We start from the raw sequence: 22715 nt of genomic DNA on the forward strand, positions 1-22715 counted from the left end.
TGGATCATCGAGATCTCCTGTTCACAGTTTGAAAATACGAAGTTCCGATGTCCATGCACTATAAATAAGGTCACGACGAACTCTCCCCTTCTTTCTTTAGTATGGCTTGATGCCCTCTTCTTCACCCATTCCGGTTTTTCCCATTCCTGATACCACCAATCCACAGTTGACGCTTCGTGCTATTGCGACGGGAGTACTGTTAGGAGCACTTCTGACTCCGTGTAATATTTATAGCGGGTTGAAAATCGGCTGGACGTTTAATATGTCCATTACCGCAGCTCTCCTGAGTTTCGCTTTTTGGAAAACATTCGAAACGACCACGGGGACCAAACCTTGGGGGCTTCTCGAAAATAATATCAATCAAACAACAGCATCTTCAGCCGCTTCTATTATTTCGTCAGGATTGGTCGCACCCATTCCCGCCTTAGCCATATTGACTGGAGAGCAGTTGCCCTGGTCCATTTTGAGTGTGTGGGTATTTTCCGTCAGTCTTATCGGCATCGTGGTTGCGGTTGGGTTCAGGCAGCAAATGTTGCTTCGTGATCGATTACCCTTTCCTGCGGGAATCGCGACAGCGGAAACCGTCAAAGAAATTTATGGAAAAGGCGGTGAAGCGTTAGCTCGCGTCAAGGTCCTTCTGACGGCTGCGGGGATCGCCGGGCTGTTGAAATTCATCAACGAAGTAATTGTGACCATTCCCAAGTCGACCCTTGGATTGACCATACCACTCAAGGGAATGCTCAAAAATGCAGGGTTCCCCACGGTGTCGCTTTCCAATCTTGGCTTTGTGCTTGATCCCTCATTGTTGATGATTGGCTTTGGGGCCATCATCGGTATCCGCGCCGGTACCTCTTTACTGATTGGTGCTATTCTCGCATGGGGAATTATTGGACCATGGGTATTGATCCAAGGCTGGATACCAACGGAACACCTTAACTCAGCAGATCATTGGTTCGGTCCGATGGTCGAGTGGTTGCTCTGGCCGGGGGTGACCATGATGGTCACAGCATCGCTGACCTCGTTTATCTGTTCTTGGCGAGCGATTAGGAGCAGGGCCATAGGTTCTGAAACCACGACGACAAGTTTTGAAATATCAAGAGATTCGCAAGATATTCCACGTCGATGGTTTACAATCGGTCTTAGTGTCTCATTGATGTTTGCCGTTTTGACTCAGGTGTCGTTTTTTCATATTCCCTGGTTTGTCGCAGTTCTGGCTGTCCTACTTACCTTTGTGTTGGCCATTGTCGCAGGACGAGTCTCAGGAGAAACCGGAATTACGCCAATCGGAGCCATGGGAAAAGTCACACAACTCACATTTGGGCTACTCAATCCTGGAAACGTCACAAGCAATTTGATGGCGGCAAATGTGACAGGAGGGGCCGCTGGACAATGTGCAGATTTACTTCATGATCTCAAAACAGGATTACTGATTGGAGCCTCTCCCCGTTTTCAAGCTTTTGCGCAAATCTTCGGTGTGCTAACTGGGTCGTTAGTCGGGAGCGCAGTCTATCTGATATTAATTCCTGATCCTCAAACCATGCTGTTAACGAGTGAATGGCCAGCCCCAGCTGTGGCAACCTGGAAAGCTGTAGCAGAAGTGTTTCAAGACGGACTTGACGCGATTCCACCGGGAAGTGTTGCGGCGATGACGATTGCCGGGTTTGTGGGGATCGGGATGGTACTTCTCGCTCAAGGCGTCTCCTCACGCGTGAGCCGATGGATTCCGAGTGCTTCAACCATGGGCTTGGCGTTTGTGATTCCTGCCTGGAATTCGCTGTCACTGTTTCTGGGAGCATTGCTTGGCGTATTGCTCATGAAATTTGCCAAAACCTGGACAGAACGATTTCTCATGGCATTGGCTGCAGGGCTTGTTGCAGGTGAAAGTCTGGCAGGTGTGACAAGTATACTTCTGACAATACTATTTTAATGCTGAAGTTCGCCGAGATTGATTACGAAGTATTTATGTCATTTGTCGTCACCAGCGCGACGAACATGATCGCTGCGTGGATTGGATAACCCGCCAAGCAGCGTCCATTTGCTCCTCAATAACCAATTGACCGTCCATCACCTGAACGCCAGCACGGAACGGCGCGCGTTTTCACGAGCGTTGCCCAAGTGCAGGAAACGCTCGAAAACGCGTTTCGTGTCATTTTGCCAGACACACGAGAGCTCGACACGATCCTAAAGCGATTGACAGTGCAAGCGGGGTGACGTCAAAATTCTGTTGAAAATGAGATGCTGAAATGGAAGTATTCACGAATTGGTATCTGAATGCGTTCTCGATTCCTCTGTACACAAGTCAGTTCATTTCCTTGAGTAATTTGTAACTTTCTCGAAAGGGTTAACCCATGTCTGATCATACGATCACGCTAGAGTGGAAGAGAGAATCAGAAAACTTTTCGTACGAGTCTTATAATCGCGATCATGTGTTGGTATTCGAAGGTGGTGTTCAAGTTCATGCCTCAGCGGCTCCTGCCTATCATGGAAATCCCGCGCTCGTGAATCCTGAGGAAGCTTTTGTCGCAGCCTTGTCGAGTTGTCAGATGCTGACGTTTTTGGCATTTGCCGCCAAGAAACGATTCGTCGTGGATCGTTACAGTGATCATGCCGTTGGATTTTTGGAAAAGAACCAAAACAAAAAGCTCGCCATCACACGTGTCACCTTACGTCCTCGGGTCAAGTTCGGTGGGCCCAACCTTCCAACTCCGGAGCAAATTGCTGCACTGCATGAAGGAGCACATCGCGAATGTTTTATTGCCAATTCGGTGACGACAGAGGTTACGGTTGAAGCAGAGTAATGGATCTGGTTCCTCTTTTAGTCCCTAGCAGAGACGATATTCGTTGTCGATCCACGGTCGTGGTCATCGTGAAGTCTCCAGACCTCTCAATGTGAGGCTCTTTCGAGAATGGGCGAGGGCGCAAGCAAACAGGTAAGCGACGCGGTGGAAACGATCTACCGCTCCGACTCGCGCCAGGTGCTTGCGACATTGATCCGCCTACTTGGAGATTTTGACACTGCCGAAGAAGCCCTTCACGAAGCCTTTGCCGTGGCTGTCAATCAATGGGCTCGCGACGGTGTGCCGGCCAATCCGAGAGCATGGCTCGTATCGACAGGCCGTTTTAAGGCCATTGATGCCATGCGACGGCGTGCTCGGTTCGATGCCTCGCTGACTGAACTTACCAGGCAATTGGAAGATAACGCGAGTAATGTCGAAGTGTGTGAAGATGAGAGTGTGGAGGACGATAGGTTACGATTGGTCTTCACCTGCTGTCACCCTGCCCTATCGCCAGACGCACAAATAGCGATGACGCTACGCGAAGTTTGCGGCCTCACGACTGAAGAAATCGCGTCCGCGTTCCTCACAAAACCCTCCACTGTCGCCCAGCGAATCGTTCGTGCCAAGGCGAAGATTCGCAATGCGCGCATTCCCTATGAAGTTCCATCAGCGAAAGAGCTGCCCGACCGACTTGATGCGGTGCTTCGAGTCATCTATTTGGTGTTCAATGAAGGGTATTCTGCATCATCGGGTGAATCGCTCACGCGGCATGATTGTTCAAGTGAAGCGATCCGCTTGGGACGGTTGTTGATTGAATTGCTCCCTGAACCTGAAGCGATGGGGCTGTTAGCGCTGATGCTCTTACACGATTCCCGGCGCAGGGCGCGGACCTCACCAACAGGCGAACTTGTTCTACTGGAACAGCAGGATCGTTCATTGTGGGATCGTGAACAAATCACAGAAGGACTCTCTTTAGTGCAGCGAGCGATGTCAAAGGGATTGGTCGGTTCGTATACTCTCCAAGCAGCTATTGCGGCCGTGCATGCTCAAGCGATCACCTCTGTTGAGACGGATTGGACGCAAATCATCAAACTCTACGACCTGCTGTTTCAGGCCGAACAGTCGCCCGTGATCGAACTGAACCGCGCTGTTGCAGTGGCCATGCGGGACGGTTATTCAGCAGGACTGACCCTTATTGATGCCATACTTGCCCGGGGTGATCTACTGAATTATTACCTGGCACATGCGGCTCGAGCGGATCTCTGCCGGCGACTGGGTCAAACTGCGGAGGCCCGTACTTCCTATGAACGAGCGCTTATCTTGACCCACCAGGAGCCGGAGCAACGGTTTCTCCAGCAACGATTGGCCGAGTTGAGCTGATAGGGTATTTCGTATGTAAGCCGTTGAATTAATAAATAAAAAATTCGTTTTACTTGGCCAAACTGTACAAAGTAACGGTTGGCGGTGACACACCACAGTTTCTGACCCATAAGCCTGGTGATCTGATGTCGAATTTATCTTTCCCCAACGACTATCTGATAAATAATAATTTCCTAACCACATTAGGAGGTTCCGAACTATGAAATACATGTTGCTGATTTATGGAGACGAGCAATCCTTGAATGAGACTGAACGGCAAGACTGTTATGTCGAATCCACTCAACTCGCACATCAACTTAAATCTGCCGGACAGTATTTAGCTGCTAATCCGTTACATCCCACCACTATGGCCACCAGCATACAGGTTCGCAACGGCAAACGGTTGGTGACGGATGGCCCGTTTGCGGAGACGCGTGAACAGTTGGGTGGCTACTTTCTCGTTGAAGTTGGGAATCTTGATGAAGCGATGGCTATTGCTGAAAAAATTCCCATGGCCCGTAAAGGGACGGTAGAAGTTCGACCAGTTATCGAGATTCCAGGTCTTCCAACAGAGTAGCACTGGTCGAATCGTCAAAGTCGGTTTGCACCAGGAACTTTGTCGTTGAGAACATTGGTGTCGATTTCATGGACCTCGACTCGTTAAGAGAATACAGTTGAAACGACTTGAACCCATGGCGCAAACCGTTAATCGAAAAAGGAGAGAAGGCGATGCGATTCATGATTATAGTTAAGGCTACCAAGGATTCGGAGGCCGGCGTGATGCCAAGTAAGCAGCTACTCACTGAAATGGGCACGTTCAACGAAGAGCTGGTGAAGGCTGGTGTGATGTTGGCGGGAGAAGGGCTCCAGTCGAGTGCGACAGGCGCGCGGGTGAAGTTCTCAGGTGACAAGCGTATGGTTATCGACGGCCCCTTTGCTGAAACGAAGGAGTTGATTGCCGGATTCTGGATTTGGCAGGTGAAATCAAAGGTAGAGGCAATTGATTGGGTCAAACGGTGTCCCAATCCTCATGCCGGTGAGTCCGAAATCGAAATCCGTCAGATCTTCGAAGCCGATGATTTCGGTGCCGAATTCACACCAGAGCTCAGGGAGCAAGAAGAACGCGTGCGTGCTCAATCCGAACAGCTCTTGAAGCAGGCGAAGACATAATTGCGGCGTGACCTCAGTGGTTATCGCAATTTTTGGAAACAGTAATTGAGTTTGATGATTGGGGCAATCGCGTTCATTCCAAAATTGATAGTATTTCGAAGTGAGACTCTCAACCTCTAACCAAAAAGGAGACATGACGATGACACACGCCAAGCCTATTCCAGATGGGATGCATAGCCTAACTCCACACTTAATTTGCGCCGGCGCCGCAGAGGTCGCAAATTTATTCTGACATCATCATTCTTTTATAAAGACCGGAAGAGCAATTCAATGAATTTATCCCCTAATTATAAGGAGGCCGAAATGCGTTACACACTCATGACATGTATTTGTTTTTTCTTCATTACGTCTACCTCATTCGTGATAGCAAAAGATATGAATCAAGAACAACAGATGGACCCGAAGGCTATGATGGAAATGTACAAGAAATTGGCCGAGCCGGGTGAGCCACACAAATTGTTTGCCAGCTTAGAGGGAAGTTGGACGACCAAAACCAAGTCATGGATGGAACCCGGTAAACCTCCGATGGAATCCAAGGGTACCGCGGAAATGAAAATGTTGTTGGACGGACGTTTTCTCCAGCAGGAATTCACCGGCGAGATGATGGGGCAACCCTACTCTGGGATTGGCATTAATGCCTATGACAATATTCAAAAAAAATACGTCACAGTATGGCTTGATACCATGGGCACGGGTATTTTCATGATGGAAGGCACGGCAAGCGACGATGGTAAGACCATTATGCTGAAAGGGCAGCACCCCGAACCAGGTGGAGGACAGATGTCACATCGTGCGATTTGGACAATTGTCGACGACAACACTCAGACGTTTGATATGTATGGAACTCACCACGGGGGCGAGGAAATGAAAGTGATGGAGATTACATATACCAGGAAGTAGTGCGAAACAGATTTTCACGGAAGTCATTACTGGAATTGGACGACCAGCATAGATGTGTAATGACTTCGAACAATTCAGCGTCGAGCCTAGTAGCATTTGGCCTGTCATACCACTCTGCTAAGAGGTTGAATAGTAAGGAAAACAATATGATCACGGTGATGGGAGCGACCGGGCACACGGGAAGGAAAATTACTGAAGCACTGCTCAAGACAGGCGAGAACGTTCTCGCTCTGGGCCGTTCGGAGAGTAAACTCGAAATAATAAAGAAATTGGGAGCCGACGTGCTCCTCGGTGATACGACCGACTCCAACATCCTAGCAAAGGCTTTTTGCGGTGCGGACGCCGTCTATACGCTACTTCCGACTGATCGGCGAGCGCCAGATTACCAGGCCAGGCAAAAGCAGGAGGGCGAAGCGATTGTGAAAGCTATTCACGAAAGCGGTGTCAAATACATTGTCTTTTTGAGCAGTCTTGGTGCCGATCTGAGCGAAGGGACAGGTCTGATTGAAGGTCTGTACGCACAGGAAGAACGCTTTAGGCGGCTTGCGAATAGACACGTGCTCCTTCTTCGACCAGCGTCCTTCTTTGAAAATTTCTACGACACATTCGAGCTCATTAAACATCAAGGCATTATTGGAGATTCCATTGCCTCTGATCGAGCCATACCAATGATTGCAACTCAGGATATTGCCAATGTTGCAATGGAGGCGCTCAAAAACCGCGACTGGAAGGGCGTTGTCGTGCGTGAGCTGCTGGGTCCGCGTGACCTGACGTATACAGAGGCCACTCGCATCCTCGGAAAACGCATCGGCAAGCCAAGCCTTACATACGTCCAGTTCTCCGATACTGATATGGCTCGTGCGATGATAGAGGCAGGTTTTTCTGAGAGTTTTGCTCATCTCTATGTTGAAATGACTCGTAGCTTCAATAACGGAAATATTAAATCAAGCGAAGGCCGAAATTCTGAAAACACCACCTTTACGGAGTTCGAGGACTTTGTAGATGAACTCGCTAACGCTTTCCAGCTAAGCAACCACTGAAGTACCTCCGAGCCGACTCATTCGACAAGGAGGTGAAGCAATGATATTGCCTTTTGCCACGAATTTCAGAAAGGAGCAGTAAGCCATGAGTCGTGTACGAGTACTGGTAGGAACACGCAAAGGTGGGTTTATCTTGACATCGGATGGTAAGCGTCAAGAGTGGAATGTTTATGGTCCCCATTTTGGTGGATGGGAGCTGTACCATATTAAAGGGTCGCCGGCCGATCCGAATCGACTGTATGCCTCACAATCCAGTAGCTGGTTCGGGCAAATCATTCAACGTTCCGATGATGGGGGTATAACGTGGGACACGCCTGGCGGCGAGAAGATGCCCGATTCCTATGAACCGCCTTCCGGTATGAGTAATAAGTTTGTGTACGACAGCTCTTCCGAAACCGGAGCCCCTCTCACCACACATCAGTGGTATGACGGTACGCAGCACCCCTGGGAATTCCAACGAGTATGGCACCTCGAACCGTCATTGACCGATCCGGACACGGTCTATGCCGGGGTGGAGGATGCCGCGTTGTTCCGATCAAACAACGGCGGGCAGTCCTGGGAAGAGCTTCCCGCGTTGCGGAGTGCGAAAGGTCATCTTTGGCAGCCGGGTGCCGGCGGGATGTGCCTCCACACGATCCTTTTAGATTCAACGAATCCTGAGCGGATGTTCATTGCCATTTCAGCAGCCGGTGCATTTCGAACCGAAGACGGTGGCAAGACGTGGCGACCGATAAATCAAGGACTGAAATCACAGATGGAACTTCCTGACCCCAATGCAGAGGTCGGCCACTGCGTGCACTGCATCGCTTTTCATCCGTCACGTCCGAACGTGCTCTTTATGCAAAAGCATTGGGACGTCATGCGCAGCGACGATGCGGGCGAATCGTGGCATGAAATCAGCGGAGACTTGCCATCTGACTTTGGATTTCCCATCGCGGTGCATGCACATGAGCCAGAGACCATCTATGTGGTGCCGATCAAGAGCGACTCTGAACACTACCCCCCCGACGGGAAACTGCGCGTCTATCGCAGTCGAACAGGGGGGAATGAGTGGGAACCGTTAACGAAGGGATTGCCGCAACAGGATTGCTATGTGAATGTTTTACGCGACTCGATGGCTATTGATTCACTTGATCCGTGTGGTGTGTACTTCGGGACTACTGGTGGTCAGGTGTATGCATCGGCAGACGGAGGAGACAGTTGGATGTCAATCGTTCGTGACCTTCCGGCTGTTCTCTCGGTAGAGGTTCAGGTTTTGCCATGATTCGAGTGGTGTTGCCTGCCCATCTCCGGACCTTGGCGAGAATTGACGGCGAGGTAAAATTACAGATTCATGGTCCAGTTACACCGCGTTCAATCGTCGATGCACTTGAAGCGGGGTATCCGATGCTACGTGGAACCATTCGTGATCAAGTCACGCAGCAGCGTCGGCCGTTCGTGAGGTTCTTTGCCTGTGAGGAAGACTGGTCACATACATCGCCTGATATTCAACTGCCAGACGTGGTGGCCAGAGGTGAAGAACCATTCCTCATCGTCGGAGCCATGGCAGGAGGCTAAGAACGTCCGACGGCATAAGAGATCTGTCCAGCGAGGTCAAATCCGTTCGAGGATATAAAAACGCATCTCGCATCTCGTTGCTCGTGCCTGGGCACTGTAGCGCTTTCAGCTTTCGTAGCCACTTCGGCGAAGTAGGCCCGGCGCGCAAGCGTGAAGCGTATCTCGTATTTTATGTAAACAAGAGTCTTTCTGGTTTTTAGAGATACAATCTTATGGGAGTCCCTTACTCGACTGAGGCTTCTCACCAGCAATGACAGCGGATGGTCCGGTTGAGCGTGGGGTTAGGCTAATCGCAGTTGCGCCAAAGACGCGATCGCATTGCCTCCGCTTGTGTCGGGAGTGATGCACAGCTCGAGTATCGTGACACCCGGAAGCTCGACGTGATGGTCTTCCGTCTCGGAGTTTGCGCCTTGGGGACTGAAGTTCCATTGCTGCCGCACGATTTCCCGAAACGACTGTCCGCCATCTCCTGACCACCGCAAAACGTATTCTTGCATGCGTTCAGTATTGACTTCCACGAAGTGCAGCCAGATCCGACGGAGTGGTTGAGGTTGGGCGAAAAGCAGTCGGATCGTCTGCTTTCCGGACCTTGCCGCACGCCATCCCGAGTCGTGACCTGGTAGTAACGCAGACTCAATTGGATGAGCAGCGTCCTCCGAGGTGATTTCCACCTCTGCGAGTCCATCCACATTCAACCATTCCTGGTCAGTTGGAGCGATTTCTTGCTGAGCTGGATTGATGATTCGTTTGCGCATCGGAGTGTCTCCTTAATTTCAAAGTAGAGAATACCTATCAATTGCATCAGAGAGTCCTGGGCTAAGCATTAGATCAGAGGCTTCTCTGTTCAAGCTGCAAGTTCAGCTTTTGTCGGCGGTTGTACGATCGTATTATAGATGTGAACTTGTGAGGGTCCTAATTAAAACGTTTATTACGTTTGGACATCAATGATGTAAGCATGGGTTTGAGGCCATTGATCTAATTCCAGATACTTACAGACAACACAAAAATGTCCCCGTGAATCAGCCTTGAATTGCTTCAGCATGTAATTTCAGCTCTAGTGCTTCCATGACCTTGAGAATAGTATCGAAACTAGGGCTCCGCTCCCCGGAGAGTGCTTTGTACAGGCTTTCACGAGAAAGTCCTGTGTCACGTGCGACTTGGGTCATGCCTTTAGCGCGAGCAATATCGCCAAGTGCTTTGGCAATGAATGCCGCATCACCATTGGCCTCTTCAAAGAAAGCCTCTAAATACACAGCCATTTCTTCAGGGGTTCGAAGGTGTTCAGCCACATCGTAGCGAGTAGTCACCGTTTTCTTCATCATCGATTCCTACAGGTTTCGCGCTAGGCGTAAAGCCATCTTTATGTCGGTGGCCTGTGATTTCTTGTTGCCCCCCGCTAACAAAACGATTAATTTGTGCCCTCGTTTTGTAAAATATACCCGTCCAGTGCAGTCAAGCGTGGAGTATACACCGTGTATAAGAGTTTAGTCATAAAAACGGTCGGGAAGCTTTCTGATACAGATGTGGTGAGTCTTGACGCATTGTTGGGGAATTGGCTGGATCTTCACTGACTGGGGTAGCGAGAACTACAAAAATAAATCCGTCGCCATTTCCCTTTTTTAAAAGCGATAAAACTAGACTTGACCCTAATATTATGAAGTCTTTCGCGAAGCGCGTGGTGCACTTCAAGGTTGAATGTGGGACTTCATTTTAATGGGCGGTTGAATGTGGCTTATCAGATTGAAGTTATTTGTCCCTGATTTCAATAGGAGTTTTAACATTTTTAAATTTTGTCCCTTCCATCTCGACTTTTTGTCCCTTTCCGATGCTAACACCTCCTGAACAATTTTCAAAACTACAATCTTTTAATATTGTTGTGTTCTTGCTTCCTGAGAAGCTTTCCTGAGTTGCCGGCGAAGGTGCTGAATTAATTGAGTAAGCTTTCACGTGGGTGCTAAAGCCACTAAAAATACGCCGCGCTTCCGATCCGCATGTTTCACATACGAAGGAATCATCACGGTGTGCAATGGCTCTTAAATCCGTTTTTAACCTACCACATCTCATGCATCTATATTCATACAATGGCATATAAAAATTCCAGAAAAATTTAGGGCAACCTAAATATGGCATCTGCATTAATTACTTGGGTGCTACTCATTTTGAGCTCGCTTCTATTTACAAATATTCGTGTGCTCCCATCATTTTCGACCACAATGCCAGTTCCTTGAAGAGTCATATTCAAATATTGAATTTTTAAGCCATGTGGGGGCTTGGCTTCTAGTTTAAGGGTGGTTTGCTTAGGTTTGCAGTATACCTCAATACTACTTCCTTGTATTTTTATATCCCAAATGTTTGTTGAGCATCTCCATTCGTTTCGTATAATCTCAAGATCGAGGTTTCCACTAAGGCCATAAAATTTGGCGCTTATACGCGGAGGAGCCTCCGATGCTTCTGGCGGTTCAATGGTAAACCATTCTTCCCCACTACTGTTACGAACAATACAACGAACATCTTGAAAATGACTGTTCCCAACGAACAACTCGAAGGGATCACAAAAATCAAATGCATCTCTGGCAAAACCATTTTTAAATGTTATGGGAGACTTTCGACTTTGTAGTACTCTTTTCTTCGACCACATACCTCTTGTTACACGATCGTGGCAAGTCCCACACAATAATGTGATATTTCTTGGATCATGGATTTTAGCTTCGGAAAAGGGAGGGTCAATGTGTTCATACTGTACGAATGCTACACCGCAAATCACACACCCAAACCCGCAATCCTGGCGAACCTGTCGTTTGACTTCTTCCGGAATATATCGACTTAGCCCATATTTGTTAATAGTAATACAGCATACCTCTGGATCAGTTCCTTGAATTCAAGGAATAGCTGATTTGGTGGTTTTGAGGTCAAATCTAGTTTTATAACTTTCGTATCAAGAATTTGTGTAATTGACTTCCTCTCCTTGCTCTTCATCCTTTCAATTCACCTGCCCCTTCGTTTTATCAAGAATCTTCGCAAATTCGGATTAAATGTCAAGTCACACTACTTTTGACCGGTTGACGTTTTCACCGGATTGGAAATGACCAGGTGAATTGGTTGTCATAGGATAGAGAATCCGGGACATGATTCGTTCGCGAGGTCTTTTGTCCTTTTTGGTCTTGGCCAAACCGCCTTTTACATGCCTATTCAATTGACTGTAATTTTTTAACTTTTCATTAATCTCTAGCCGTGCCAATACACTTTTGTCTGTACGAAGTGTGTTCTTGTATTCTATAAGTGGTGGTGACTCGACTGGAACTTGTTTGGCTTCGCTATAATAGTTCCAGAGAAGCTTTTGCTCAAGAACATAGCTCATTCCCATTCCCTCATTCATCGTTTGCATTTCTTATCGTCCTAGTTTTTGCTCTCTGCCGGGATTCGTCCCGGCGGCCGAGCCCCTTTTGTTTCGGCAAAAGGACCCAAAACCATTGACGCCCAGGCCAGACTCATAGGATGAGCTGAACCCCGGTTGGTGGGCCGGGCTAACTCGCTACGCTCAAACAAGCCCGCCCAGTATGAGTGGCGTTCACTCAACGGACTGGCCTGCAGGCGTCAGATCATAGGTACTGAGAAAAAATTAAAAACTATAGATGGATCAAGTTCACCAGAAAAGAAACGACCAGCAATGAGTAGACGACAGATTAGAGATTCCGGATCACACGACAGGGATTGCCTGGGGCGACCACGCCAGCTGGCACATCGCGGGTGACCACGCTGCCGGCGCCAATAACTGTACCATCCCCAATGACGACCCCAGGGCAAATAATTTCCCCGCTCATCGTGTCCAGCGTAAGAATGAACCATCGACCATAAAAACGACGAAAATTCGGCTTTAGCTGCGGGTCCAAAAACAACAGTAAATTTGTCGGAGGGAAAAATTGCTCAAGAGAGTACATCGAAGACATGTGTCTTGCCCGTTATGGTGCGAAAAAGCTGGATCCAAAAGGCTGGGAGTACGAGCTGACTTTTCACTACCAGTATGATGATGACCTGAATCACAGGTATATGATTACGCCAATGAAATGGAAGGGATCGCTGGTCTCGGAAATGGGTTCACGGAATCGGACTTTTTAGAGGTTGATACGGAGAGAAGCTGCTGACTTTGAAAGGTTCAAACGTGGACCATAGTGCTGGTCCTTACCGTACGGTATTCTCCGTCCTATGGCCTAGTGATGCAAAGGCACGATGCTGACAGGATAGGATCTCATAAATCTTAACATCAGGGGAAGGGGCTAATTTCAAGGGGGTACGAGGCATCATAGAACGTTTATAATCGGCCTAGAAAACGAAACCTCGGACAAAAATGAAGCAAGTCGTGCTCTTTTTCAAAAAATGAGGAAACCCCGTGCAGTTTCTAGGGGTATCTGGTATCCTGAACCTATGAGTAATACGATAGAGACAGTGCGCGATTTACGATTTGTCGCTCCGGAGGATATGACGCCCCTTGAAAAAGCCAAGTGGGAAAAGTCCCTGAAAGCCGCACTGGAAAACGGGACGGAGGAGGCCGAACGATTTTTTGCAAAGCGCAAGGACCACAAGCAGGGAGTGGGATTGAACGCCGCTGGAGAAATCGTGTGCGAAGATAATCAGCCATAAACTCATGTCCCGACCGATACTGTTTGTGATCGCAGGGCCGAATGGAGCAGGAAAGACCACCTTCTACAAAACCCATCTTGCCCCTCTGACTGCAGCCCCGTTTATAAACGCCGATGATATTCAGCGCAACGAATTGACAGGCCAGAGCGTTGAAGCCGCCTACCAAGCTGCTGCGATTGCAGAATACCGACGGGATCAACATTTAGCTGCACGACAGAGTTTCATCACGGAAACTGTGTTTTCCCATTCATCCAAGCTCGATTTGATCAGGCACGCCAAACAGCAAGGCTTTGAAACCCGCGTGTTTCATGTGGGGATTGAAACTGCCGATTTATCCGTTGCGCGAGTAGCCGAACGGGTGAAATAGGGGGGGACATCCCGTACCAGAAGAAAAAATCAGAGCACGTTTTGATCGGAACGAACCGCTGATTCATGAAGCAGTGCGTATGGCAGATAGGGGCTATGTCTATGATAATTCAGCGCTGAATGTCCCACATCAGCATCTGATGACCATTGAACAAGGTCAGATCGTCAAACTGAGTCGTCACCAGCCGTCTTGGGCTCAGAGAATGTATACGGAAGACATCGAACGCTTTCAAGCCAATAAACTCAGGCGAAAACGGCGTAGATTTTGATTTTGTGATCAAGTCACGCGATTTTTGGCCGGCCTCAATTTTCCTGCCTGATTGGAAAAGATCTGGTGAATTGGTTGTCATCGGACAGAGAAATCGGAAATTGGTTCGTTCGCGAGGTCATTTGTCCTTTCTGGTCTCGGCCAAACCGCCGTTTACATACCTATTCAATTGACTATTCCTCAAATTCACTTGAGATGAATCGACCAGCAATGAGCAGGCGACAAATTAGAGTTGCCGAATCAGGCGACAGGGATTACCCGCTGCCACAACACCAGCTTGCACATCGCGGGTGACCACGCTGCCGGCGCCAATAACCGTACCATCCCCAATGACGACCCCAGGACAAATTATCGCTCCGCCCCCTACCCACACATCATTGCCGATGGTCACAGGCTTAGCGAATTCCAGATTAGAACGCCTTTCGTGAGCGCTCATAGGATGTACGGCGGTGTAGATGTGAACTCCAGGGCCAAACAATACATGGTTTCCGATCGCGATCGGCATGACATCCAGGAGAACGCAGTTAAAATTGAAGTAGGCATGTGTCCCGAGGCGAATGTTGTACCCGTAGTCACAAAAGAATGGAGGAGTAACGATCGCGTCCGTATCATTGTGAAAAAGAGCCGTAAGCAACACTTGGCGATCCGCTTCCGGTGCGGTTGCCGACAGAGCGTTCAGCTGTTGGCAGAGTAGTCGTGCCCGTTGACGATCTCCAACGAGTTCCAGATCAGTACCGTTATATAACTCTCCTTTGAGCATTTTCTGCTTTTCAGTAGACATCGAATAGCCCGACCTTCCCTCAATGAAATACCTTAAATAACGTATTGTTTAATTAACGAATTATATCAACCTGTGTGACTTGAGATTGGAACGGAGATTTTGAGAATTTCCCCCCCGCCTCGGTGATGACCCCCAACTCCCGCCTGTCGGATATCAAAGTCCGGAAAGTGATCCGTTCACGAGATCTTGCGTAGTTTGTGGTCCAGGCCAAAAGGCCTTTTGTCATCCCTATTCCATCCTGAGTGAGTCGGTTGGTATGATATTGAATGATGAAGAACAATGAGACTCAGAAGCCCATCGCCTCTATATTGAAATGGTTTGTCGGTATCAATTTTTTGATCGTTTTGGTGCTATTTCCTAATGTGGGCTTTTCAGAAAGTTATGTCGCTGGTCACATTGGAGTAAATTTTGCCGATCGTCTAGATGATGTTAAGGGAACAGGCAACTTGTTTGGACTGCAGGCTCAGGACTTTGATTTGAAAAATTCCCTCACCTATGGGGCCAAGGTAGGGCATTACTTCAATAATAGCTACTTTGGATTGGAAGGAGAGGTCTTCCATACCAGTCCCCATATCAAAAATCTCGGCAATATACCCGGTATCCATTTTCGAGCGACCTCAGCCATGGTCAATACGATCTTGCGGTACCCTGGCCTCACCTTCCAACCGTACATTGGATTTGGTGGGGGATTAGTCTTTGCCCACATTGATGATTCGGCAACCACGCAAAGCGAATCGGACGTGGCAGGGGGGTGGAATGCGCTCGCTGGGTTACGCGTATTTTTGACCCCTACCGTTGCCCTGTTCACAGAATATAAGTATACCGCAGCGACTGTGCGATTCGAGGATACCTTTGCCGCCAATCAGGGATTTGAGGCCGATTATCGAGCCCAGCATGTTCTCATGGGATTATCCTATCATTTTTAAGGGAGGGTAACATGAGAGGTTCGTGTTTGTGGTGCACGATTCTATTGACAGTTCTGATAGGGTATTCAGGCTGTGCAGAGTCAGTACATCAAATTCAGCGCGATCCGATCCGGGCAGGAGTTCCCTCTCAGTTGGAAGAGGAAATTGATCAATCTCTAACATTTGGAGAGTTAAAAGCTGCGCCCACGAGTTTCAAAGGCAAGGTTATGCGAATTGGCGGAATTGTTCTCCGTGCTAAGCGAACAAAAAATGGAACAGAAATCGAGGTATTACAGCTTCCCTTCGCTGCCCTTTCTGCGTATGAGGAAGATCGCACAAACTCTGAGGGGCGATTTCTGGCCGTACAGAAATCCTTTCTTGATCCGGCAACGGTTGAGCGGGGTTCACGGATCCTTGTGATCGGAGAAGTGATGGGGGACGTCACCAAACCGCTTGACGAAATTGACTATACCTATCCTCTCCTCGAAATTAAACATCTTGTCCTGTTGGATGATAGCGTGGCTTCCAATTTTCAGTATGGATCTTACTACGGTCCGGGTTTTTATTATGCCCCATATTGGGGGGGACCGTATTATTGGGGATCACCCTATGGGTACGGTGGCTATTATTCCTATTACCCGCGTGGAGGTTTTTACCGAAGAGTTCCCCGTCGGTCTCCTGCACCATCTCAGCCTGCTCCTCAAAACATCCCTCCGCAATTTAAAAAAAATAAGTGAAGCATCGGCTATTGGTTCCATGCAGGTGTCGATCCCAGGGGTCTCTCTGTTTTGCGATTGACCTGCGTTTTGGATGTAAGACTAAAGTAACCAATTGCCATAGTTATGGTGATCAATCACTGGGGGTACAAACGGCACAGCTGCACCAGGATCGGTGAGGTCGTGCGTACTTTCTGGTAAAATAAAGCATTAATTCCTGTTCCCGAAATAAGAATATCCCAAAATGGTTTCTGGCAGAATGGTGTTCAGCCCTGCAATAAAATTTTTGTGGTTTTCAGTTTGAGATAGTGACTCGGATTTGGTTTCTATAAAGGGTCGCGTCCCTTTTTAAACGTTTTAGCTAAGGCCTCAAGACCTACGATATGTTAGGACAATTGATTTCCCTTAAGTGCAAGTTGTTCCGGCACGAGTGCCGAAACAGAAGGACCTCGCTTGCCGGGACGAACCCCGGCAGCACCGAGTGATCCTGTAAGCAAGCCATATTTTAGATCACTGGTGCTAACCCCACCACAATCTGACGTTCCCGGGGGCCGTCTAGTTCTACTAACAAGACGGACTGCCAGGTCCCTAAACGCAATTCACCGTTCATCACTGGCAAGGTCAAAGATGCGCCGACCAACGAGCCTGCCATATGAGACCATGCATGTGAAGGATCATGAGCATGACGAAATTGGATCTGAGGAATAATTTTTTCTGCCACTTCGAGTAAATCTTCTTCCGTGCCTTCTCCTATTTCTCCGGTCGTGAGAGCAGCTGTGGTATGAGTCAAAAAGACGTGGCACAAACCATTCTGAAAATCCTTCTCTTCAATCATGTTATTCAGTTTGGGAGTGAGATCCACAATATCTTTGAGTTTTTTTGTTTTCACTTGAAATGTTTCCATGATTCCTTCTTTGGTTATAATCTCCCTTAAACAATTCGATAACTCTCAGCTCAACGAGTAGACATCCGTCGAAGGATTAAATTTGCTTTCTTTTCCACATACGACGTAGCCTCAGTTGGTTGATGTCGAAGCGGGCTTGGGATCACCGCGGCTAAGCGGGCGCCTTCCTCTCTTGAGAGACGGGACGCGGGTTTATAAAAATAGCGTTGGGCCGCGGTTTCGATGCCGAATATACCGGGTCCCCATTCAATAATATTGAGGTAGAGCTCAAAAATACGTTTTTTGCTGAGGATAGATTCCAGCATCCAGGTGATGAGGAGTTCTTTGCCTTTGCGAATTGGGTCCCGAGAAGTCGAGAGATATAAATTCTTAGCCAATTGCTGGGTAATCGTCGATCCACCACGAACAATTCGTCCTTGTTCCCAATTGGTTTCAATGGATGCCTGGACCTCATGCCAATCAACACCGGCATGAGAATAAAAGGTTCCATCCTCGGATACTAGTATGGCCATGCGGACATGGCGCGGGATGCTTGAGAGCGCCGTCCATCGGTGATCGATGTTTAGTGTGGTGCCTTTATCCCGAGCTTCATCGATCCGCTGTCGCATAAGAGCAGTTTCAGTCGGGTTCTCTGTGGGTAATTGGACGATCGAGAGAAAAGGAATGGTCAGTATCTCAAATATGAGATACAGTCCAAGGATACACAATGCCACTTTGAATGGGAAGCGACGAATCCAGCGGAACCGATGAGCACGTGACTTACGTCGCGAACCGGTATTCCAAAGCGATTTATTCGCACGGATTTTTGTGTTTCTCCGATTTGATCGCTTCATCTTAATGATTTTGACTGGCCCTCATCTCTCCCGACGGATGGGCTATGATGATGCCCTGACAGATCAACGAACACAAGAGGTACGCAGGTGCCGTATGATCGGAGGTTGAGTATAACTTGCTTACTGAGAAAGGCCGTGTCACGCATGACTTACCGAATCTCTTCACGTGCAGTGAATGATTACGTCATCCCATTGTTGGTGAAAGTTAGAATAGTCTTGTGATTGAAAACCATTTAACTGGGGCATTAGCGAGTGGAATGGTACAGTCGATATGAAGGAGGACTTTTTCCATGAGACGTTCCGCCGAACGTCTTGGTGTTGGGCATACCAAGGGTGTGCGGCGATGGGTGTATCGGTCTGATAAGACGCGTCAGATTTGGGTCAAAAAGCCTAAACTGCAGAGTCTAGAATAACGTAGTTCCGTTCATTGGTCATTTTATAACTCGTCCACATTGTCCATTGCTGCAGAACGCGGTGAATCCCGAATGACAGGTCATACATGTCTTGGTTGCGAGTGGGCCTGATGCTGCGGTGATATCTTGGCCATCTTCGGTGTAAGCTCCGTAGATCGGCGTTCCGCCCTTGTGTCCGGTCACAAAAATGACTTTTAAATCCTTAAGATGGAGGATGAAGTTCTCGCCATTCGCATATTTGCCTTTTCGTGCCGTATAGGCATCCACGCTGGCAGGCTTGACCAACACTTGAGCTTTTCCCGGCCCTTCTGGTCTCAATGCACAATACGTCGCAACGGTTTCTTGATAAATCGCAGGAAGAGAGCTGACATCAGCATCACATCCTGGCAACCCACCGACTTGACTCATGACGGTGTTTAAAGGTTTCCATTTCTTCCAATCTGCCGGAAAGTGAGTGTCCGCTCCAGCAAAAACGAGTTGTGGGACTAGTGACATTCCCATTACGACGAACATTGCAATGATTCTCTGTGTTAATCGCATAACTCCTCCTCTTATGGCTCTGTTTATGTCCATTTCATGATGTCTATTCTGTATACATCTTGTGGCATGGGTATCGTCTGACCCACATTGAGTCCGTTGGCTTTTGATCTTCGGGTTCTTGATATTGATGGTGGTAATCATTTCTTCAGATTCACGTGAAGAACGGACTACACCTTGAATTGTTGCAGCCCGTCTTTGAGTTGATCGGCTTGTTCATTGAGCTGCTCGGAAGAGCTCGAAATGATTTTCATGCCCTGATTCACCTCTGTCGTTGACTCTACAACGCTGTGGGCATGCTTGCGAATTCGTTCGATCATGTCCGATTGTTGCTTCGTGGCATCGGCAATTTGCGTGGTCATATCGACAATAGAACAGGTCAGTTTGTTAATCTCTTCCAGCGCATCGCCTGCACGCTCGGCTCTGGCCGCATTGTTATCTACACTCTTCTTGGTGTTTCGAATTAACGCAATGGATTGTGCAATATCTGATTGAATCGTCGAGATCACTCTCGACACCTCTCGAGTCGATGAACTGGTTTTCTCTGAGAGTTTTCTGACCTCTTCTGCCACGACTGCGAACCCTCGTCCAGCATCTCCTGCACGCGCCGCTTCGATCGATGCATTGAGTGCCAAAAGATTTGTTTGCTCCGCAATGTCTTCAATGACCGTGTTCACATCTCCGATTTGGTGGGAGCTTTCCCCAAGCCGATCCATTGACTGGCTGATTTTGCTTACTTCATCAGTAATAAGGTTAATTTCGGAAACGGTTTCGCTCACCACGACATGCCCGTCTTGTACTTTCTGTAAGACATACTGGGCATGGGTCGCAGCCCCTTCACTGTGCGTGACAATGTTTTGAACTGCCAAGGCATTCGCTTCCACCGATTGAGCTGCTTCTTTCATGTTGGCATGCTGTGCTTGTACTAATGTCAGCAGTTCAGCAGCCTTAGTGTCCATGATGTGTGCCGAGTTGCTCGAAAGTTCAGCGTGTTGACGAGCGGCTCCGATCGTTTGCTGAAGTTTTGCCACAAAGCCGTTAAATTGTTGCGCCAAATCTCCGATCTCATTGCGGGTCTCGCAGGCAATGACTGTCTGTAGGTTAAGGCTTTTGGCTACGCCAATCATTCCATTCGAAACTTGAAGTAGCGTCTTGGTGATTTTTTTACTGACGAAAAAGGCAATAATTCCCGCACTGAAAAGTACGGCTAATGAAACCGGCAAGGTCTCTCCAAATACCCGCCATCCCAGTCCTTTAAGGGATCGTGCAGAAAAACAGGCGATTACCATGCCTCCATTTTTGATGGGCAAGGTCTGCCGAATAAAGAGAAAAGACAGTTCCTCGTTAAGAAACGTATCGTTTTCCCACAGATCGGGTGTTATCGCCGCCAATGTTGCCGTGATTAATTCCGTCGAAACCCCTTTATACGCATAGCGATGTGAGATTGGCTTTGGAGGAATAGCTTCGGCAAACAAGGATTTCTCTGATCCTGCGCTGACGCCGGAAATATCTAGGAAGAGAAGGTCATCATAGACGGTATAAAGATCCTGAGCCGCCTGATTGCGCAAGGTCATCATGTTTCCGCCGTCAATACTTTTTTGCGCGAGTGTGAGAATCGGCTGGAGTGAGACGATGGCTTTTTCCGTTAAATGGCGTTTTTCTGACGCTACGTCGCTGGAATATTGCGCCACTCCCATGCACATGATTGGGAATACGGCGCATCCGATGGTCAGTAACCCAATATCAAACTTAATACTGCGCACAGTGATGCCTGTCCTTGGCTTTGACTAGAGATAATTTATGGAGTAACCCTCAGGCCATTGTTCTTATCGCGGTCTGTGGTTGAGAGGGGGGGGCTCAAGCACGTTTTTGGCCGCAAACGAGCCTATAATGTTGAAACAGTTTCAAAACATCATTTGCCCTTTCGGTACTGAAATGAGGAAACTTGAGCTTTTTAAAGGTTTTATCAACCAGAACATGGGTAGGATGCGCGGGCTCTCGTTTAGTCAGAGAATCGTGTTTGTGACCGGCAGATGGGAGGAAATCTTTCTGTTTCAGAGGAACGAGAAGTTGGCGGTGTCAACAAATCGTCGATGCAGGTAAGAAAGCGTATGGATGTGTGGAAATTGATCGTTTAGATTGATGATTGGTTCAGAGGACAAGAATAGAATGAAGACAAATGAGAGGTCATATCCATATTAGGTTTCTTTGTTACGTTTCACCGTGCCTGTCACTCATAACGATTTTTGTCGCAAGAGTTTGCCATTTATATGTCATGAATGTGAGCCTTCCTATTATTCGTCGCGCAACATGTGAATAAACAGCCCATCACGAAGTTTTGGCTCAAACCAGGTGCTTTTGGGAGGCATTACCCGATTGGCATCGGATACCGCCATCAGTTCAGCCACGGTGGTGGGGTATAACCAAAAAGCGACCGCCCAATTTCCACTATCAACTTTTGCCACGAGTTCTTGATGACCGCGAACTCCCCCGACAAAATCAATACGAGGATCAGAGCGTTGATCTTTAATTCCCAAAAGCGGGTCTAACACTCGCTCGGTTAACTCGGAAACGGCTAAGGCTCGAACGGGATCTTGTTGGCTGTTACTTGTCGGATCTTGCCTGGGTTTGGCTCGAAGCCATTGTTTCTCCAGGTACAGGTCGAATCCCGCTGGTGGGGGATTTCCGGGTTCGGGAATGGCAGTCAACTCAAAGTTGGACGCAAGAGCTTCCCGTAACTGTTTCGGAGTCAGGCCGTTCAGGTCGCGAACGACACGGTTATACGGAAGAATTTGAAGTTGATCGTGTGGGAAGATGACTGACAAAAATCCTTGTTCGTGGGTACTGGTTCTTGCAGAACCGTTGGCGTCGCGATCGGCTCGTACTCGGCTGGCAGCAGCCGATCGATGATGTCCATCGGCAATATACAATGCGTTAATTTTTCGAAAGTCATCGATGATTTGTTGAATGGCAGATTCATCATGCACGCTCCACACCGTGTGCTCAACCTTGTCGTCGGCTACGAAGTGGACGTCTGGTTTGGCGTTTGTCATGTTGTTGAGCCAACGTGTGATATTTTCAGTATTTTGGAAAAACAGTAACACTGGGCCGGATTGGGATTCATGCGTCGTAATAAGTTGAACCCGGTCATGTTCTTTGACTGGACGTGTGTGCTCATGCTTTTTTATGATTCCGCGGTCGTACTCGTCGACTGACGCGAGCGCGACGAGACCAGTTTGTTTATGTGAACCCCATTTCTGCCGGTAGACCCCTAGCAACGGCTTTGATTCTTGTACAAGAAATCCTTTTTTTAAAAGATTTTGTAGATTCTCGGCTCCTCTTTGATAGACCACTGGAGAGTAGGGATCGACTTCATCGGCCAGTTCAAGCTCAGCCCGGCTCACCCGCAGAAAACTTTGTGGGTTTCCATCAGCAAGAGCACGCGCCTCTTGTAAGGACATCACATCGTAGGGGGGAGCGGAAACCTGGGCAGCGAATTCGGGCTTCGGTCTCACGGCACGAAATGGAGTAATCGTGGCCATAGTCGTATT

The 22715-nt window shown here is 48.3% G+C and carries 26 protein-coding genes and 2 pseudogenes; 15 read left to right on the plus strand and 13 right to left on the minus strand.

The genetic code is table 11. The features are described 5' to 3' along the window. The first annotated feature begins 109 nt into the window (after window positions 1-109). The 9 genes from ACWQXP_RS15710 (at window position 110) to ACWQXP_RS15750 (ending at window position 8803) form a co-directional block, all read left to right on the plus strand. The gene (locus ACWQXP_RS15710) at window positions 110-1927 is read left to right on the plus strand and encodes an OPT family oligopeptide transporter (protein WP_454063819.1); all 1818 of its coding nucleotides are present in this window, start codon (window positions 110-112) and stop codon (window positions 1925-1927) included. 421 nt (window positions 1928-2348) lie between these two features. Beyond that, window positions 2349-2798: an OsmC family protein gene (locus ACWQXP_RS15715; RefSeq protein ID WP_454063820.1), complete on the plus strand. Its 450-nt coding sequence runs from the start codon at window positions 2349-2351 to the stop codon at window positions 2796-2798. Between the two features lie 108 nt (window positions 2799-2906). Continuing rightward, entirely contained in the window at window positions 2907-4157 is a 1251-nt protein-coding gene (locus ACWQXP_RS15720) for an RNA polymerase sigma factor (RefSeq protein ID WP_454063821.1), read from the plus strand. Between the two features lie 199 nt (window positions 4158-4356). After that, window positions 4357-4713: a YciI family protein gene (locus ACWQXP_RS15725; protein ID WP_454063822.1), complete on the plus strand. Its 357-nt coding sequence runs from the start codon at window positions 4357-4359 to the stop codon at window positions 4711-4713. A gap of 152 nt (window positions 4714-4865) precedes the next feature. After that, entirely contained in the window at window positions 4866-5306 is a 441-nt protein-coding gene (locus ACWQXP_RS15730) for a YciI family protein (RefSeq protein WP_454063823.1), read from the plus strand. A gap of 375 nt (window positions 5307-5681) precedes the next feature. Continuing rightward, the gene (locus ACWQXP_RS15735) at window positions 5682-6206 is read left to right on the plus strand and encodes a DUF1579 domain-containing protein (RefSeq protein WP_454063824.1); all 525 of its coding nucleotides are present in this window, start codon (window positions 5682-5684) and stop codon (window positions 6204-6206) included. A gap of 146 nt (window positions 6207-6352) precedes the next feature. Continuing rightward, window positions 6353-7246: an NmrA family NAD(P)-binding protein gene (locus ACWQXP_RS15740; RefSeq protein WP_454063825.1), complete on the plus strand. Its 894-nt coding sequence runs from the start codon at window positions 6353-6355 to the stop codon at window positions 7244-7246. 85 nt (window positions 7247-7331) lie between these two features. Beyond that, window positions 7332-8510, plus strand: a complete 1179-nt coding sequence (locus tag ACWQXP_RS15745; RefSeq protein ID WP_454063826.1) for a WD40/YVTN/BNR-like repeat-containing protein — start codon at window positions 7332-7334, stop codon at window positions 8508-8510. After that, complete coding sequence (locus ACWQXP_RS15750) at window positions 8507-8803, plus strand: MoaD/ThiS family protein (RefSeq protein WP_454063827.1); 297 nt, start codon at window positions 8507-8509, stop codon at window positions 8801-8803. Before ACWQXP_RS15745 ends, ACWQXP_RS15750 begins: the two co-directional genes overlap by 4 nt. A 281-nt stretch (window positions 8804-9084) precedes the next feature. On the opposite strand, the gene ACWQXP_RS15755 is transcribed toward ACWQXP_RS15750, so the two are convergent. The 7 genes and pseudogenes from ACWQXP_RS15755 to ACWQXP_RS15785 all read right to left on the minus strand — a co-directional run. Then, the gene (locus ACWQXP_RS15755) at window positions 9085-9558 is read right to left on the minus strand and encodes a carbohydrate-binding protein (RefSeq protein ID WP_454063828.1); all 474 of its coding nucleotides are present in this window, start codon (window positions 9556-9558) and stop codon (window positions 9085-9087) included. Window positions 9559-9822: 264 nt separating this feature from the next. Beyond that, window positions 9823-10122, minus strand: coding sequence for an addiction module antidote protein (locus ACWQXP_RS15760; RefSeq protein ID WP_454064717.1), 300 nt, complete (start codon window positions 10120-10122; stop codon window positions 9823-9825). A 9-nt stretch (window positions 10123-10131) separates the two neighbouring features. Beyond that, window positions 10132-10245 (minus strand): annotated as a pseudogene (locus ACWQXP_RS15765) (type II toxin-antitoxin system RelE/ParE family toxin); the annotation flags it as partial. 304 nt (window positions 10246-10549) lie between these two features. Next, complete coding sequence (locus ACWQXP_RS15770) at window positions 10550-10891, minus strand: zinc ribbon domain-containing protein (protein WP_454063829.1); 342 nt, start codon at window positions 10889-10891, stop codon at window positions 10550-10552. A gap of 19 nt (window positions 10892-10910) precedes the next feature. Then, window positions 10911-11567 carry a hypothetical protein gene (locus ACWQXP_RS15775; protein ID WP_454063830.1) on the minus strand — a complete coding sequence of 219 codons (657 nt, stop codon included), beginning with the start codon at window positions 11565-11567 and terminating at the stop codon, window positions 10911-10913. 276 nt (window positions 11568-11843) lie between these two features. Next, the gene (locus ACWQXP_RS15780; protein ID WP_454063831.1) at window positions 11844-12188 is read right to left on the minus strand and encodes a hypothetical protein; all 345 of its coding nucleotides are present in this window, start codon (window positions 12186-12188) and stop codon (window positions 11844-11846) included. A gap of 298 nt (window positions 12189-12486) precedes the next feature. Then, a pseudogene (locus ACWQXP_RS15785) lies at window positions 12487-12618 on the minus strand (sugar O-acetyltransferase); the annotation flags it as partial. A gap of 607 nt (window positions 12619-13225) precedes the next feature. Here ACWQXP_RS15785 and ACWQXP_RS15790 point away from each other — a divergent pair. The 3 genes from ACWQXP_RS15790 to ACWQXP_RS15800 all read left to right on the plus strand — a co-directional run bounded on the left by ACWQXP_RS15790 (window position 13226) and on the right by ACWQXP_RS15800 (window position 14076). Then, on the plus strand, window positions 13226-13441 hold the full coding sequence (locus ACWQXP_RS15790) for a hypothetical protein (RefSeq protein WP_454063832.1): 216 nt from the start codon (window positions 13226-13228) through the stop codon (window positions 13439-13441). Window positions 13442-13445: 4 nt separating this feature from the next. Next, window positions 13446-13808 (plus strand): AAA family ATPase, encoded by a 363-nt coding sequence (locus ACWQXP_RS15795; protein WP_454063833.1) that lies wholly within the window; start codon window positions 13446-13448, stop codon window positions 13806-13808. 79 nt (window positions 13809-13887) lie between these two features. Beyond that, on the plus strand, window positions 13888-14076 hold the full coding sequence (locus ACWQXP_RS15800) for a hypothetical protein (RefSeq protein ID WP_454063834.1): 189 nt from the start codon (window positions 13888-13890) through the stop codon (window positions 14074-14076). A gap of 225 nt (window positions 14077-14301) precedes the next feature. On the opposite strand, the gene ACWQXP_RS15805 is transcribed toward ACWQXP_RS15800, so the two are convergent. Beyond that, window positions 14302-14856 (minus strand): sugar O-acetyltransferase, encoded by a 555-nt coding sequence (locus tag ACWQXP_RS15805; RefSeq protein WP_454063835.1) that lies wholly within the window; start codon window positions 14854-14856, stop codon window positions 14302-14304. 266 nt (window positions 14857-15122) lie between these two features. Between ACWQXP_RS15805 and ACWQXP_RS15810 the strand changes: the two genes are divergently transcribed. Beyond that, complete coding sequence (locus ACWQXP_RS15810) at window positions 15123-15782, plus strand: outer membrane protein (RefSeq protein WP_454063836.1); 660 nt, start codon at window positions 15123-15125, stop codon at window positions 15780-15782. Between the two features lie 11 nt (window positions 15783-15793). Continuing rightward, on the plus strand, window positions 15794-16498 hold the full coding sequence (locus ACWQXP_RS15815) for a Slp family lipoprotein (RefSeq protein WP_454063837.1): 705 nt from the start codon (window positions 15794-15796) through the stop codon (window positions 16496-16498). 484 nt (window positions 16499-16982) lie between these two features. On the opposite strand, the gene ACWQXP_RS15820 is transcribed toward ACWQXP_RS15815, so the two are convergent. Beyond that, window positions 16983-17381: a secondary thiamine-phosphate synthase enzyme YjbQ gene (locus ACWQXP_RS15820; RefSeq protein WP_454063838.1), complete on the minus strand. Its 399-nt coding sequence runs from the start codon at window positions 17379-17381 to the stop codon at window positions 16983-16985. Window positions 17382-17431: 50 nt separating this feature from the next. After that, a complete protein-coding gene (gene mtgA / locus ACWQXP_RS15825) occupies window positions 17432-18214 on the minus strand; it encodes a monofunctional biosynthetic peptidoglycan transglycosylase (protein WP_454063839.1) in 783 nt (260 codons plus the stop codon). Window positions 18215-18504: 290 nt separating this feature from the next. Here mtgA and ACWQXP_RS15830 point away from each other — a divergent pair, with 290 nt between their 5' ends. Then, on the plus strand, window positions 18505-18627 hold the full coding sequence (locus ACWQXP_RS15830) for a hypothetical protein (protein WP_454063840.1): 123 nt from the start codon (window positions 18505-18507) through the stop codon (window positions 18625-18627). Window positions 18628-18645: 18 nt separating this feature from the next. Here ACWQXP_RS15830 and ACWQXP_RS15835 read toward each other — a convergent pair whose 3' ends face one another. From ACWQXP_RS15835 to ACWQXP_RS15845, 3 genes are all read right to left on the minus strand, one after another. Further along, on the minus strand, window positions 18646-19167 hold the full coding sequence (locus ACWQXP_RS15835) for a hypothetical protein (RefSeq protein WP_454063841.1): 522 nt from the start codon (window positions 19165-19167) through the stop codon (window positions 18646-18648). A 167-nt stretch (window positions 19168-19334) separates the two neighbouring features. Further along, complete coding sequence (locus ACWQXP_RS15840; RefSeq protein WP_454063842.1) at window positions 19335-20927, minus strand: methyl-accepting chemotaxis protein; 1593 nt, start codon at window positions 20925-20927, stop codon at window positions 19335-19337. Between the two features lie 531 nt (window positions 20928-21458). Next, window positions 21459-22706, minus strand: a complete 1248-nt coding sequence (locus ACWQXP_RS15845; RefSeq protein WP_454063843.1) for a DUF1015 domain-containing protein — start codon at window positions 22704-22706, stop codon at window positions 21459-21461. Between the last annotated feature and the right edge of the window lie 9 nt (window positions 22707-22715).

Source organism: Candidatus Nitrospira salsa (assembly GCF_965152625.1).